Source organism: Enterococcus sp. DIV2419 (assembly GCF_051711865.1).
In the GTDB taxonomy this organism is placed as follows: Bacteria; Bacillota; Bacilli; order Lactobacillales; family Enterococcaceae; genus Enterococcus; species Enterococcus faecalis.
In genome coordinates this window covers 2,465,185-2,479,699 of the sequence record NZ_JBIONS010000001.1, presented here as the reverse complement: position 1 = coordinate 2,479,699, position 14,515 = coordinate 2,465,185, and the positions used below count along the sequence as shown (strand labels likewise).

13 protein-coding genes and 1 pseudogene are annotated in these 14,515 nt (G+C 31.5%); 10 read left to right on the top strand and 4 right to left on the bottom strand.

All coding sequences use genetic code 11. The features are described 5' to 3' along the window. The first annotated feature begins 116 nt into the window (after nucleotides 1-116). Nucleotides 117-1,691: a peptide chain release factor 3 gene (locus tag IGI97_RS11620; protein WP_002355543.1), complete on the top strand. Its 1,575-nt coding sequence runs from the start codon at nucleotides 117-119 to the stop codon at nucleotides 1,689-1,691. A gap of 133 nt (nucleotides 1,692-1,824) precedes the next feature. Beyond that, complete coding sequence (locus tag IGI97_RS11615; protein WP_438738679.1) at nucleotides 1,825-2,730, top strand: tyrosine-type recombinase/integrase; 906 nt, start codon at nucleotides 1,825-1,827, stop codon at nucleotides 2,728-2,730. A gap of 108 nt (nucleotides 2,731-2,838) precedes the next feature. Here IGI97_RS11615 and IGI97_RS11610 read toward each other — a convergent pair whose 3' ends face one another. Together IGI97_RS11610 and IGI97_RS11605 are read right to left on the bottom strand one after the other, a co-directional pair. Beyond that, nucleotides 2,839-3,579 carry a hypothetical protein gene (locus tag IGI97_RS11610; RefSeq protein WP_240185336.1) on the bottom strand — a complete coding sequence of 247 codons (741 nt, stop codon included), beginning with the start codon at nucleotides 3,577-3,579 and terminating at the stop codon, nucleotides 2,839-2,841. A gap of 187 nt (nucleotides 3,580-3,766) precedes the next feature. Beyond that, entirely contained in the window at nucleotides 3,767-4,063 is a 297-nt protein-coding gene (locus tag IGI97_RS11605; protein ID WP_438738677.1) for a hypothetical protein, read from the bottom strand. A gap of 809 nt (nucleotides 4,064-4,872) precedes the next feature. On the opposite strand from IGI97_RS11605, the gene IGI97_RS11600 reads away from it, so the two are divergent. The 8 genes from IGI97_RS11600 (at nucleotide 4,873) to IGI97_RS11565 (ending at nucleotide 12,510) form a co-directional block, all read left to right on the top strand. Then, on the top strand, nucleotides 4,873-6,624 hold the full coding sequence (locus IGI97_RS11600) for a DUF262 domain-containing protein (protein ID WP_002384918.1): 1,752 nt from the start codon (nucleotides 4,873-4,875) through the stop codon (nucleotides 6,622-6,624). Further along, nucleotides 6,614-7,675 (top strand): hypothetical protein, encoded by a 1,062-nt coding sequence (locus IGI97_RS11595; RefSeq protein WP_002388528.1) that lies wholly within the window; start codon nucleotides 6,614-6,616, stop codon nucleotides 7,673-7,675. The genes IGI97_RS11600 and IGI97_RS11595 overlap by 11 nt, the downstream gene beginning before the upstream one ends. Then, a complete protein-coding gene (locus IGI97_RS11590; protein WP_002384921.1) occupies nucleotides 7,656-7,850 on the top strand; it encodes a hypothetical protein in 195 nt (64 codons plus the stop codon). Before IGI97_RS11595 ends, IGI97_RS11590 begins: the two co-directional genes overlap by 20 nt. Nucleotides 7,851-8,011: 161 nt before the next feature. Beyond that, complete coding sequence (locus IGI97_RS11585; protein WP_010774078.1) at nucleotides 8,012-9,280, top strand: nucleotide-binding domain-containing protein; 1,269 nt, start codon at nucleotides 8,012-8,014, stop codon at nucleotides 9,278-9,280. A gap of 7 nt (nucleotides 9,281-9,287) precedes the next feature. Beyond that, nucleotides 9,288-9,782: a Pycsar system effector family protein gene (locus IGI97_RS11580; protein ID WP_048340628.1), complete on the top strand. Its 495-nt coding sequence runs from the start codon at nucleotides 9,288-9,290 to the stop codon at nucleotides 9,780-9,782. 484 nt (nucleotides 9,783-10,266) lie between these two features. Then, entirely contained in the window at nucleotides 10,267-10,710 is a 444-nt protein-coding gene (locus IGI97_RS11575; RefSeq protein WP_002355544.1) for a DUF3290 domain-containing protein, read from the top strand. Nucleotides 10,711-10,725: 15 nt separating this feature from the next. After that, complete coding sequence (locus IGI97_RS11570) at nucleotides 10,726-11,373, top strand: DUF421 domain-containing protein (RefSeq protein ID WP_002355545.1); 648 nt, start codon at nucleotides 10,726-10,728, stop codon at nucleotides 11,371-11,373. Between the two features lie 66 nt (nucleotides 11,374-11,439). Further along, a complete protein-coding gene (locus IGI97_RS11565; RefSeq protein WP_438738674.1) occupies nucleotides 11,440-12,510 on the top strand; it encodes a hypothetical protein in 1,071 nt (356 codons plus the stop codon). A 74-nt stretch (nucleotides 12,511-12,584) separates the two neighbouring features. Here IGI97_RS11565 and IGI97_RS11560 read toward each other — a convergent pair. Beyond that, nucleotides 12,585-13,987: pseudogene (locus IGI97_RS11560) on the bottom strand (IS3 family transposase). An 80-nt stretch (nucleotides 13,988-14,067) separates the two neighbouring features. Next, entirely contained in the window at nucleotides 14,068-14,382 is a 315-nt protein-coding gene (locus tag IGI97_RS11555; RefSeq protein ID WP_002355547.1) for a DUF1827 family protein, read from the bottom strand. Nucleotides 14,383-14,515: the final 133 nt, after the last annotated feature.

The window sequence follows — 14,515 nt, the reverse complement described above, 5'->3', positions numbered from 1 at the left end:
CAGCCAACAGCAGCTCTTTATTCTCAAGGCTTGACATGATATACTAGCAAAGGTTAATCAAAAATTATGCTGAAGAAAATAAATAAATAAACATCACAAGTGATAAGGAGATTTTTATGACGATCAATCAAAAAGAAGCAGTCGATAGTCGCCGTACGTTTGCGATTATTTCCCATCCGGATGCTGGGAAAACAACGATTACTGAACAATTATTATTATTTGGGGGCGCCATCCGCCAAGCTGGAACCGTCAAAGGGAAAAAAACAGGGAACTTTGCCAAATCTGACTGGATGGAAATTGAAAAACAACGGGGAATTTCGGTAACGAGTTCTGTGATGCAATTTGACTATCAAGACAAACGGATTAATATCTTGGACACCCCAGGACATGAGGATTTCTCAGAGGATACGTATCGGACCTTAATGGCCGTGGATAGTGCTGTGATGGTTATTGATAGTGCCAAAGGGATTGAAGCACAAACGAAAAAACTTTTCCAAGTTGTTAAAAAACGTGGTATTCCAATTTTTACTTTTATTAACAAATTGGACCGTGACGGACGGGAACCATTGGAACTTTTAGAAGAATTGGAAGAACTATTGGATATTGAATCTTATCCAATGAACTGGCCAATTGGTATGGGAAAAGGCCTAGAAGGTCTATACGATATTTATAATGAACGTGTGGAATTATATCGTCCAGAAAATAATGGCGGGGAGCGTTTTATTCCTTTAAAAGATGGCGATATCCCAAGCGATTTACCATTGCACAATAACAGCGTTTATCAACAAGTGTTGGAAGATGTTGAGTTATTGGTAGAAGCAGGCGATGAATTTAGCGAGGAAAAAATCGCTCGTGGTGATCAAACGCCAGTCTTCTTCGGTTCTGCTTTGACAAACTTTGGGGTTCAAACATTTTTAGAAACCTTCTTACAATTTGCGCCTGCGCCACATGCGCATAAAACAGAAGAGGGTGGCGAAGTAAGTCCTTATGAAAAAGAATTTTCAGGCTTTGTCTTTAAAATTCAAGCGAATATGAACCCAGCCCATCGTGATCGAATTGCCTTTGTTCGAATTTGTTCAGGTGTTTTTGAGAGAGGCATGGACGTGACCTTAGGTAGAACAGGCAAAAAAGTCAAATTAAGTAACGTGACGCAATTTATGGCGGATGCCCGCGAAAACGTCACAGAAGCTGTTGCAGGCGATATTATCGGTGTGTATGACACAGGAAATTACCAAATTGGCGATACTTTGTATGAAGGGAAAATGAATGTTCAATACGAAGAGTTGCCGTCATTTACCCCTGAATTATTCATGAAAGTGACTGCCAAAAACGTAATGAAACAAAAATCTTTCCATAAAGGAATTTACCAACTGGTTCAAGAAGGAGCCATTCAATTATACAAAACATATTTAACAGAAGAATATATCATTGGCGCAGTAGGTCAATTGCAGTTTGAAGTTTTCCAATATCGAATGTCCAATGAATACAATGCTGAAGTGGTAATGACGCCAATGGGTTCTAAAATTGCCCGCTGGATTAATCCAGAAGATTTAGATGAACGCATGAGCTCTAGCCGAAACATTTTGGCACGGGACCGCTTCGACCAACCATTGTTCTTATTTGAAAACCAATTTGCGGAACGCTGGTTTGCGGATAAATATCCAGATGTTGAACTGAAAAGTTTGATGTAAAATTAATTTGTAATCAATCGGTAGCTGAATCTTTAGAAGATTGAAGCTCGCATCTTCAGCAAAATCTATTAAGATGCGTTGGTTTGCATGAAGTCCTTTTTTATCAAAATTTGATAAGAAGGGACTTTTTTCTATGAACTGGGAGGATATTATTTTAGAATTTTGTATGGATATTACAGTGAAAGATTTTTCAAAAATAACAATCAAAAATTATAAATCAAAATTGAGAAACACAGCAAATTTTTTCAAATCAATAAATGTTGAACCGTCACAGATTGAAAAGAAACATATAAAAAGCTGGATAATAGATATGCAAGAAAAAGAAATGCAAGCATCGACAATCAATGTCAGTGTTAGCAGATTAAAGAAGTTATTTGACTATATGTTAATTGAAAAATATATTGAGTATAATCCGTTTGTTGATATTGAAAGATTAAAAGAACAAAGAAAAGTAATCTATCCTTTGAATGATTATGAAATTAAACAAATGCTGATAGTTGCTAAAAAACACCCATACAAACATATAGCACAAAGAAATGTTGTGATATTGATGTTGATGATTGAATGTGGGTTGAGGATTAGCGAAGTTTGCGAGATACGAGATGAAGATATTATGAATAATCAAATCATTATTAGAAAATCAAAAAATAATAAGGATAGAGCCGTTGCTGTCAGTCCAATTCTCAAAAAAGAAATAATAAAATATCAACGAATTAAGAAAAGAAAATATGGGCTGTTAGAAGGAAATCCTTTTATTGTCAGTAATTTAGGTAAAAAATTGAATGAAAAAAGTATTTGGCAGATTATGCAAGAAATAAAGAAACAAATTGATATAAGAGATTGTGTTCGTTTTTCGGGGCATACGCTAAGACATACTTATGCAAGTATGCAATTACGGAACGGATTAGATATTTATACGTTAAGTCTAAATATGGGGCATAGTTCAATTGAAATGACTCAAAGATATGTTCAAACGCTAAGTAGCGAAGATTTTATTGAGAAGTCTATTAAAACGAGTACTTTGATGAATTTGAGGTGATTAAGTTATTTAACGTTTCTTTAAAGTACAAAATTATTTAATAAACCCAGTTAGGATTTCCTAACGGGGTTTAATGAATTTTAAACCTTTGTGTCTATAATATTAGAGTTAGTGATTATAAATTTTTGAACGAGATTTGTACTCTGCGGATTTAAGATAATTTTCATTCATTTTAGTTTGTGCTATAGGGGTGAAACATTCTCCATAACTTTCTAAAATAGGTAAGTAGTCAGATGTAGCCGCACATATAATTCTATTTAAATCATTGCTTTTTAATTCCCCCATTTTAAGTCTGACTTCTTTAATAGCTAACTTATTAAATCCTTTTTCAAAGAATAAGAAATTAGTTGTTCCAGTTACCATAGACTTATACGCTATACAATCTGGTTTTGCATGATTTATTTTGGTTATCAAGATATTATCTTCACTAGATAATGGAATATTATTGTCGCATTTTTCTAAAATATCCTCAAAACCGAATCGTATTCCATCAATAATAATTAGAGGTTCTTCATTTTCTAATGTTGGAAAAGTGCTTGTCAAATCATCATAAGCCCAGAATGTAACTATATTTTTACTAGAACCATGTTTTAAAATTTCTTTACGGGAAGTATCTGGTGTGTCCGACCAATAAGATAATTTTTGATTTGGAAATAATTGAGAATATCTATTTGATGAGTTACTATCTCTTAGATTGCCATGAAACAGCTCGCTGGCAGTTTTTTCATAAAAATTTTGATTGAATTCAACGCATCTAAAGAAATCGAATTCTTTAGTTATCAGTATAGGCAGTGTGCTATGTTTCAAAACTTTAGATAGATGAGAGTGATTGGAATATAGTTTGCTCAATGGTCTATTACTCCTTAAACTTAATATTTTATAAATACTTATGCTATAACAATAATATAACAAATGTTTAGAAGAGAGAATATGAATTGATAATTATAGTTTAGAATTTTTAATTTCTGTAAACTGTAAGTATTATAAGTTATGATATTTCATATGATTTTTAATAGTCAATAAGATTTGATAAGTATTAATCTATGATTTGACCATCAGAATTCATTTTTTCAATTTCAACCATTTGTTGTTCATAGAATGACGAGATAGCTATTTTAATCTTTTTATCTGTTGAAATCGTTAAAGATGAAATATAGTGAGGAGTTACTGCCACTTCAGCAGATGTTTCCGATAACGTAATTAATAATGATTGATTGTCGCCAAAAGTAGTATATTCAGAAACAATAGCAACTAATCCATCTTGATTTGTTAGTATCGACAAATACTTAGGAGCTTCGATAATCCATCCAAATTGCATCTTGTGAGTATTCATTATATGTTCCAACTCTCTATTTGTTTTTTTGTTAGTATAATAGTAACTTAAAAAAAGAAAAAGTGCGAGATAAGAAAATCTTTATAGTTTATCTCTAGAAACACTGATAAAAATGGCTGTAAAAAATTGATATATCAGTATTTATTTTTTAGTGCCGGCAAGAGATATCTTGCTTACTTAATAGCACTATCTAGGTTCAGTAAAATAGCTAAAATTGACGCTCTAGATATATTTATATAATGAAATAGTGATAATTCATTGTTGCTTTAGTTGAATTATTTGTTTTTTTGAAATCAACTAGAACTATCTTCATATTTAGAATATATAGGTAAAGTTATATTTTTATTTTGTTTAGATATGTAGTGTTAAAATAACGTAGTATGGAATTTAAATAGCCTGTGTTATTGCTTAGGAGTTTTAAAATTTATTCTTGATAAATTATACTTAATATTTTAGAAACGCTTAGAATGTAATTCAGGCAGCATACAATCGATTCTGGAGATTTTGAATATATTTTTAGAAAGAGAGGAAGTGTGGTCTGACTTCTGTGAATATTAATTTAAGTTAATAGTAAGAAAAGTATGGATTATACGAGTTTTTTATATCTATTTTAAGTTGATTTTTCTTATAAGTTTGAGATAATATTGTATGATTGGAAAATTTAGAAGAACGGAATATAAAATAGAGTAATTTTACTTGTTATTTGATTATGGAACCGTATTCTCTAAAATATTGTTCTTTATTATTGCGATAATTCAAAAATACACTCACAGATTAAAAAATAAGTCAACTATGCAAGGAGATATGATATGGTGGAAAGAGGATTTCAACCGTTAATTACTATCAAAGAAGCTATTGAAAATATAGACAAAAATATTTATCTATTACCTGCTATCCAAAGAAAATTTGTATGGAGCCCAGAGCAGATAGAATCATTGTTTGATAGTATCATGAGAAAGTATCCTATAAATTCGTTAATGTTATGGCAAATTACTTCAGATGAGATAAAAAATAATTATAGATTTTATTCTTTTTTGAGAAAATATAAACAACGTTTTGGAGAAATGAATGAATATTATAATTCTATGGGACGAACAGACAATTTTTTTGCAGTAATTGATGGACAACAGAGGTTGAACAGCTTATATATTGGACTAAAAGGAAGCTATGCAGTTAAATTAAATCACAAACGATGGGTGGACAATGAAGACAATTTTCCTCCAATGAAGTTATACTTAAATATAAAAAATACCTATAAGCAAGAAACAAAAATTGATAAAGAATATGAATTCAAATTTTTACGTAGAGATAAAGTAGAGAAAGAAAATAAATTAGGTGAAAAATATTGGTTTGAAGTAGGAAGTATTTTAGGCTTGTCAGATGAAAAAAATCGATGTTCTTATTTAGAAAAAGTGGGTTTAGAAAATAATGAATACTCCAAAGATATATTAAATCTGTTATATGAGACTATCAACGAAGAAAAAGTTTTAAATTATTACTTGGAAGATGAACAAAATCTTGATAAGGTATTAGATATTTTTATTCGAACTAATGATGGCGGGACGAAACTTACTTTTTCAGATTTGTTGATGTCTTTTTTAACAGTTCATTGGTCTGATGCGAGGGAAAATTTTGAGGAATTAATTAGAGAAGTTAACCAGTTCGGTGATTTTTCTATCACAATAGACTTCATTTTGAAAAATATGTTAGTTTTATATGCAGATGACATAAAGAGTAGAGTGAAAAATTTTAATGAAGATGTAATTAATAAAATTAAAACTAATTGGGAAAGGATTCGTAAATCAATTCTTAATGCTTTTGAGATGTTCTATAGATTGGGTTTTGAAAACAGAACGTTTCCTGCTAAAAATGCTGCTATACCAATTGTTTATTATATCTATGAAAACAAACTTGAGGATGAAGTTATAAAAAATAGATTCTTAGATTCCAACACGCAAAACGCCAATTCTCAACTCATGAAAAAATGGTTATTATTAGTGTTTTTGAAACGTATTTTTGGTGGGCAATCAGATAGTATCCTTCGAGAAATTCGTAAAATAATTGATGACTCTTCCTCTGGTGTCTTTCCTTTAAAAGAAATAATCAATAGTGCTAAAAGCAATCCTACAAAAAATTATTCTTTTGATGATGCAATAATTGAAGGCTTATTTGAAGTACAATGTGGTTCTGATGACGCATTTTTTGTATTGTCTTTATTCTATCCAGATTTAGATTATTTCAATCAAAATTTCGATATTGACCATATTCACCCAAAATCAAAATTTCAAAATAAAACATTTATGGAAAACCATTTTAGTAAAGAAGAAATTGAGAGGATTGGTAATAATTGGAATAAAATTGGAAATTTACAATTATTAAATAAGGAAAAAAATATTTTGAAGAAAGATAAGAGTTTGTCAGAATGGATGGAAATCAATCACTTGAATAACTCATTTTTATTTATTGATGAAGATATCAAATTAGATATAGAAAATTTTGAATTGTTTTATGAAAATAGAGTTGCCAAGATGAAACAAGATTTAAAGGAGCTTGTTAAATAATACCTTAGTGGCTTGTAATTCAACTTATTATCAGGTAGGTGTTATTATGAAAGATTTCGAAATTGGTTTACCTAAAGACGCATCGTTATTGGTAAATGTTACCGATAAAAATTTATACAATTATGATTTTACATCTTATTCATTATTGCCATTGCAAAGAATAGCTTCAAAATCGATAGCGGTAAAAATTAAAAACAGTTTATTTTCAAATATTTCAGAAATGAGTTTGATTGAAAATTTGTCTAATCAGAAAGAAACAGAATACGTAGCTAGGATACCTGATTTTGCAAAGGAAAAGATAGATTCTGGAGAATGGTCATTTGGCGTAAGAAAAAAAACAGGTGAAACATATGCTGTCATTAAGGATAATTTAAGTGGGGAAAATAAAAGTTTTGTTACTCTTGATAAGAAAATTGTAAAAGAGTTAGGTGTTCTACCAGAGTTATCAGCAATCCAAGGTCAGTTAGCATCAATTTCAGAGCAAATTGAGGGATTAAATCAAATTATACAAAGGGTAGAGAAGGGTCAGTATAATGATAGATATGCGGGATTTTTTTCATCCAGACAATTAGTTGTTGAAGGATTAGCTTCAGAGAATGAATCGAACAAAAGAGAGCTATTGATTAGTTCTATCAAAATTGCTAATGAAACAATTAGCAAGCTAATGCTTTCTATTCACGAAGATGCAGCTCTTTTAATTGATTCAAAAACAAAATCAAAAGATGCACGTAGAATTGATAATTTATTGCAAACATCTTTAGGATATTTAAATTCTGCAGTCCAACTAAACCTAATAGCGTATACAGCTTTGGGAGAAAAACAATCTTTATTTGCAACACTGACAAACTATCACTCGTTTGTTAAACAAGTGTTAATGAAAGAAAACGAAAGCGGAAGAACTATTGCGTGGTTATTAGATAATGCTCACGTGGGTGATGATGGAAGAATTCAGGAATTAACTAATGATTTGTCTACAAAAATTGAAGTGCTCATAGCAACTTATAATAATGAAAGGACAGACGTGACTGAAAATGAAAGAATCGAAAATTAAGACTTGTAAGTACCCAAATTGTAATAAAGAAGTTCCATCAGATAAATCTTTATTTTGCATGGAACATAGTCGTAGCTTAAAGGAAAAAAGAAATTTAGTTGGAACTGCTTTAGGTAGCGTAGCTATTCTAGGAGTGACTACTTTAGCAAACAGTATTATCAAGAAAAAGATTTAGTTGGAATGTTTAATCATGTTATAGTCAATAAATGGATTTAGTAGAAAGCTTACCTCCTTTGGAGATAATTGACTAAAATTTAGAGTGTTTATAATAAAAAGCCTTTATTAGGCTTTTTATTATAACTATGTGCTCGTATAGCTGAAAGGATGAAAATTAAATTGTATAATAATTATAATAATATTGAAAGAATTTTTTATAAAAACTTACGAAAAGAAAACCTAGATAATAAATTAGAAAAATCTGTAATTCATAGTAGATATATGGATTCTTCTCAAAGTATAATCGTTCCAGAGAATGAAACACTTACTATAGCTAAGTTTCCACCAAATAGATTTTCTGAGAAAATAGGAACACATCCAGATTTTATTGATGAAAGTTTACTTCCAAAGACACAGTATATCTGCTCCATTTTTTTAGATATTAAAGGTTCCACTAGATTGGCACTTAAATATGATTTAGAGACTGTTCAGAAAATAAAAAATGCTGTTCTTTCAACTGGAATTGAAATTATTAGATATTTTGGTGGTCATATCCACCGACTTCAAGGAGATGCAATTTTTGCTTTTACTGGACATAGTAAACTTTTAAAAAGTGATGCAATAATTCAAGCTATAAATGCTGCTTCAGTGATACAATACATGAATCAAAATATTTTGAAAAAATATTTTGAGAATGTTTTAGGTGTATCATCATTAAAAATAAGAATTGGTATAGATTTTGGGGATGATGATGAAGTTCTTTGGTCTAAATATGGCATTGATAATATTAATGAAGTTACTGTGACTAGTTTACATGCTGATTTGTCATCTAAGCTCCAAAATAAGGCTTCTGAAAATAGTATTATGGTTGGAGAAAATGTTTTTTCATACTTGCAATTACCAGATGATTTGCTCAGTGATATCTACATTAAAGGTAGCTCTGAAGAAAAAGACTATTATATTATGAAACACAATTCATTTAATTATAAAATGAAAAATTTTGATTGGTCAAAATATTTAGAAAGAATAGCCCATTTTGAATCGTATGAGGGAGATTTTCAAATAAAATGTTACTATTTATCAGAAAACGAAAGGCGGATACCTTACTATTCAGAAAAAGCATTAGAAAAAGATACAGATATAGTTTATCAAATTGAAGCTAGTCAGTCGTTGCTACATAAAATTAACAGTGTAGAATGGACTGTTTCAAACTCTGGTATTGAAGCTTCGAAAGAAGAAGAATTAGACTATGTAGTCCCAAAGGAAGCTTTCACGGATGAAGATAATGCTGTTTTTCGATGTAAGAGACATACTGCTTTTAATGGACTGCATTATATGATTTGTAAGATAAAAGCTGAAGGAAATATTACCAAAAATAAATATTTTAGTTTATATGTTAATGATAATGATTTATCTAAGAGTTACTTAAAAAAAGCTGAATTGGAGTGATATTTACATGGCATCATCAAAAAAAGACTTTGTTTATTCACAAAATGACTATCTAAACAATTATATACAGTTTGCAGATACTAAATCAGCAGTATTTATAACTGTAAACGGTGTATTGATGGGATTTTTATATACTCAAATTAAAGATAATATGCCTTTCGAATTTGAAAAATCGAAAAATCTTTTTTTATTAGCGAGTATTGGACTTTTACTTGTGGCTTATGTTTTTTTATTTTTAGTTATTTTTCCACGTAGAAGCTATAGAAATGGCAACGGAATTGTTTTTTGGGAAGACGTAGCTACCTATAAAGATGCAGAATCTTATAAAATGAAAGTATCTGAAATCCCTCAAGGTAGTTTTGAAGAAGTCATGATTGAACAAAATTATTATCTGGCAAAGACAGCAACGAAAAAGTATAAAAACTTACACTGGAGTTTTATTTTTTCGATAGCTTCTTATATATCTGTAGTTGTTTTTTCTATCCTGAATGTATTGAAATGATTAAAATTAGGTTCCATTGATAAAACAGAAAAGTCACAATAAATAACATATAATTTTCAACTTTTGTTTTGTGATAATTGTCTAATCAATTTTCCTACTAAAATTATTGATTAAGAAGTAATAGGTGTATTGAGAAAAATAAAGGTTGCACATTGCGTTGGTTTGTAGCAAAAAATGGATTGCTTTCTAAGATTATTTATTGTATGATGAAGCCTGATAAAAAGGGACTTTCACTTATTTGAAAACCAATTTGCGGAACGCTGGTTTGCTGATAAATATCCAGATGTTGAACTGAAAAGTTTGATGTAAAATTAATTTGTAATCAATCAGTAGCTGAATCTTTAGAAGATTGAAGCTCGGCGCAGTCATTCTCAAGATGATTGCGCTGAGCTTTTTCTTGTTATAAGGTATTAAAGTAGGCGTGATTGTTTTTTTTGAGATAGAATACTTATTATAACGAACCTATCAAGGAGTGGACAAGAACATGAATTTTTATGGCATCGAGTATTTAAAAAGCCAATCTAATTTAAATGATTACTTAAAGTATTTTTTTATTTTTGCTTTGTTAATCGGGCTAGTCATTGTATTTAGTTTTTATGTGCGACATCAAATTCAAACGAAATATCGTGAATTAAGTATTATTATTTTTTTATCATTATTATTTGTTTTAGGGGTTCAATATTCCAATTATCAACTGAACCAAAATCAGCATTCACAATCTTCACAAATGGTACATTTTGTCGAACAAGTGGCACAGGAAAAAAAGGTTTCTCCAGAAAAAGTTTATGTCAATGGTACACAATTGGCTGACGGAACCATAGTTAAAATTGACGAAGTCTTTTACAAAATGAGTTTAAGTACGGATCAGCAGTCTTATACGTTACAAGAAACGTATTTATTAACACCAACGATTGAAATCATAAAGTAAAGTGAGGGAAAATTAATGCAGTTTTATAGTCCAATTATTATTAAATTTGCTTTAGGTATTATTTGTTTAATTGTCCAAATTAATTTGATGGGAAAAGGCAATTTGGCGCCCACATCGGCTATGGACCAAGTGCAAAACTATGTATTGGGGGGCATTATTGGTGGTGTTATTTATAATGATTCAATTACGGTGCTCCAATTTGTATTAGTGTTAATTTTGTGGACATTATTAGTCTTAATTTTAAAATTTGCAAAAGAACACAATCGCTATGTGAAGCAAATTGTGGATGGTAAACCCATTACTTTAATCAAGGATGGACAGGTTGTGGTGAAGGAATGTTTGAAAAATGGTATTTCTGCAAATGATCTAATGTTTAAATTACGAGCAAATGGTATTTATGAAGTCCAGCTTGTTAAACGGGCGGTTTTAGAACAAAATGGTCAATTAACAATCGTCGAATATGGCGATGAAAGTATTCGTTATCCGATTATTGTGGACGGTCAAGCCAACATGGATGTCCTAGAGTTAATCAAAAAAGATGAGCACTGGCTATTAACGCAAATCCAAGAACAAGGATTCCAAAGATTACAGGAAATCTATTTAGGTGAGTATTTATCTGGACAGTTAAGTTTATCGCCGTATGAAGAAAAAACGATTTCTTAGCTATACTTTTCATTCTACTTATATTAAAATTAAATGGTAATTCAATGAGTTTTAAAAGGAGGAAAAATGAAAACTAAAAAGATAGTTGTCGGGTTATTTTGTTCAATGATTATTTTAATGGGGTGCCAACCAGATCAACGAACTGAAAAAATGAAAGAAAGTACTGAAGCAGAAGCAGTCCAAGTAACGAGTGGTGCCTCGGCAGCCACTAATGCCACTTCTGTAAAGCAGGAGGAGCAGACAAACACGAATGATCAACCGAAGGAGAGTGCTGCCAAAGTGAGTTATGAGCGTAATGGACATACCTTTGAAGTTGATGCTGTTTCTGGCGCTACAGTAGAAGCTAATAATGGACAATCAGGAATTAGTCCAGAAGAAAAAGCTCAGAAGATGTATTGGTCAGGTCGTCCAGAAATCGGGGAAGTTCAAGGGGATTATTATCATCATGAAGTCGTGTTTGATGGCGGCTATACGGCTTTAATTGATGTCGTTGTTAAGGATCAACAAATTCAGTTAGTGGAATTTGATGAACGTGGACCTAAAAACTATTATTCTGAAGAATGGGCAGGAGTGACAAAACGTTTATCCGGCTATGCAAATTTTCAAGCGAACAACGCCCGAACTGATCAATCGTTAGTGACCGTTGTTAATACGATGACTTTTCTAGAAAATCAAATGGTTGCTGAAAATCGCCTAGATGGCGCATTCCAGACAGCCAAAGGTCAATCCAATAGCGCTAATAATGGCTATCTTCCTGCTGCTAGGGCTTTAGCCAAGGAAATCAAAGAACCTTCAAAAGAACATTATACAAGTCTAACAGAAGATTTTGAGGAGGGGCTTTCTGGACGTTTAACGGTTATTACGTTAAAAGATTCAGGGAAAATAACCGATCTTCGTTATGATGAATATTTTGCAGATACAGAAGAAGAGATTAAAGATGCGAAACTGAAGGCTTATTCTCGCCAATCAAAATATTTTTCTAAAGATTATGCTCAAAAATCGGGGGAAAATTTCAAAAAAGAAGTAGATGACTTAAGAAAAAAAGCAATCGAGGAAAACAAATTAGTCAGTCCGACAAATGAGGAAGCCTGGTCGGAAAATTATCAAAGGCTTGTAAAAAAAATAACGTCACAATAAATTAAAAAAACTGCCGAAGTGTAGTGACCCCAAAAAGTTAGACTTTTTATAGAGTGGATTTTTCCACTCTATTTTTATGCAGTTTTTTGATTGAATTGTCGAAATTCTACTGGGCTTTTCCAGTTAAGTTTTTCCTTGATTCGGTGATGATTGTAATAATAAATGTAGTTCTCAATTGCTTCTCTCAATTCATTTTGACTTTGATAGATTTTTCCATAGTACACTTCTTGTTTTAGGATACTGAAGAAATTCTCCATAGGAGAATTATCTAAACAGGTTCCTTTTCGAGACATACTTTGAAAGATATTGTTGTCCTTTAATGCTTGTATATAGACATTCATTTGATAAGCCCAGCCTTGATCAGAGTGAAAGGTGCGCCGATAGGGACAATCATTTGTTTGAGAAATTGCTTCTTTCAGACCTTCCATAACTGTTTTACCATTTGGTTGAGTAGAAAGGCTATAGCTTAGAATTTCACTATTATACATATCCATAAATGGATCTAAGTATAGTTTTTTCTGACGAAAGATGCCTACGTTATCTGCTTCAAAGTACTTAAATTCAGTTGTATCAGTTGTAATTTTTTGATGAGGAACAGAGGTTTTAAATCGGCGACGAATCAAATTTTTAGCGATTTTACCAACGGTTCCTTTATAGGAATTATATTTTCTGGATTTCTTAGTAAAAGCTTTGACTTGTAACTTTAACTTTTGTATTAATCGCTGGACTTTCTTTTTATTCACTTGAAATCCACGTCGTTTCAATTCTTGGGTCATCCTTCTATAGCCATAATGTTGATGTTTTTTACGAATCGCTTGAATTTCTTCTTCAATGATTTGTGTTGAAGCTGTTCTGTCGAGGCGTTTTTGCCAGTACATGTAAGTAGATTTTGGAAACCTTAGGGTTTCCAAAATATCTTTTAATCGAAAGTGTCTTCGGAGACTGTGAATGATTCGTGCGATTCGTTCATTTTTTGTTCGTCCTCTAAACGCAGTCTCCTCAATTCTTTTAAATAGGCATTCTCAATTTTTAACATTCTATTTTCTTTTTCTAGTTTCTCTACTTGAGATCGTTCACTTGGTAATGGTTGGCTTTCCTTTTGTTTCTTCTTAGGCATGGTAGGTGGACGTCCTTTCTGTTTAGAGAGTCCCTCTATACCAAACTTCTGATACGTTCTAAGCCAATTCGCAATCAATGATGGATTGTTCATTTTTAGAAGATTAGCTACTTCTTGATAGGACAACTCTGTTGTTAAATATAACTCTATCGCATCTAGCTTAAATTGAACAGAGTAATTCTTATTTTTTTGACTGCGAAGTAGGCCTTCTTCACCAAGTTCCTTATAGGCATTTATCCATTTGCTTATTTGAGAACTATCTTTAAACCCATACTTCTTTGCGAGAAACCTTAGACCTCCTTGACCAGATAAGTAGTCATGAACAAGTTTAAGTTTAAATTCAAAACTGTATTTTGCCATACAAAAAAACCTCCAAAAGTTAGATTTCTAGGTCTAACTTTTGGGGGTCGGCTCAAAGTGGGGAAACTTCGGCAGTTTTTTTAATTTTCCATGAGGGAAACTTTTAATGGAACAGACACTTCGGTCACATGGTTTAACTCAATGATAGAAATTTCATCTGGGTCATAAGCCTCTTTAGGTAATCGTTTTAACAGTTTTGCTAAAATTTCTTTTACTTCTGTCGGACGAATGCGACGATTTTTATTCATAATCAGAACTTCCACATGGTGAGCTGCTTCTGAATAGACAGCGGTCGTGTTTCCTGCTGAGTAGACTTTTACAAAGTAAGCATCCGTGTTTTCCAATTGTTTATTTACTAATTGTTTGTAGCTATTGGTCACATTCACTAATTTCATTTTATCACCTCATTATAGTTGTGTGCTGCAAAAGAGCGTTTCCAATTATGTACAGGAGTTCCAGATTGAATTTTTTCTATGAGGAACAAGTATACGAATATCTTTCTTCTATTATAGTTTTTTTTGATGAAAA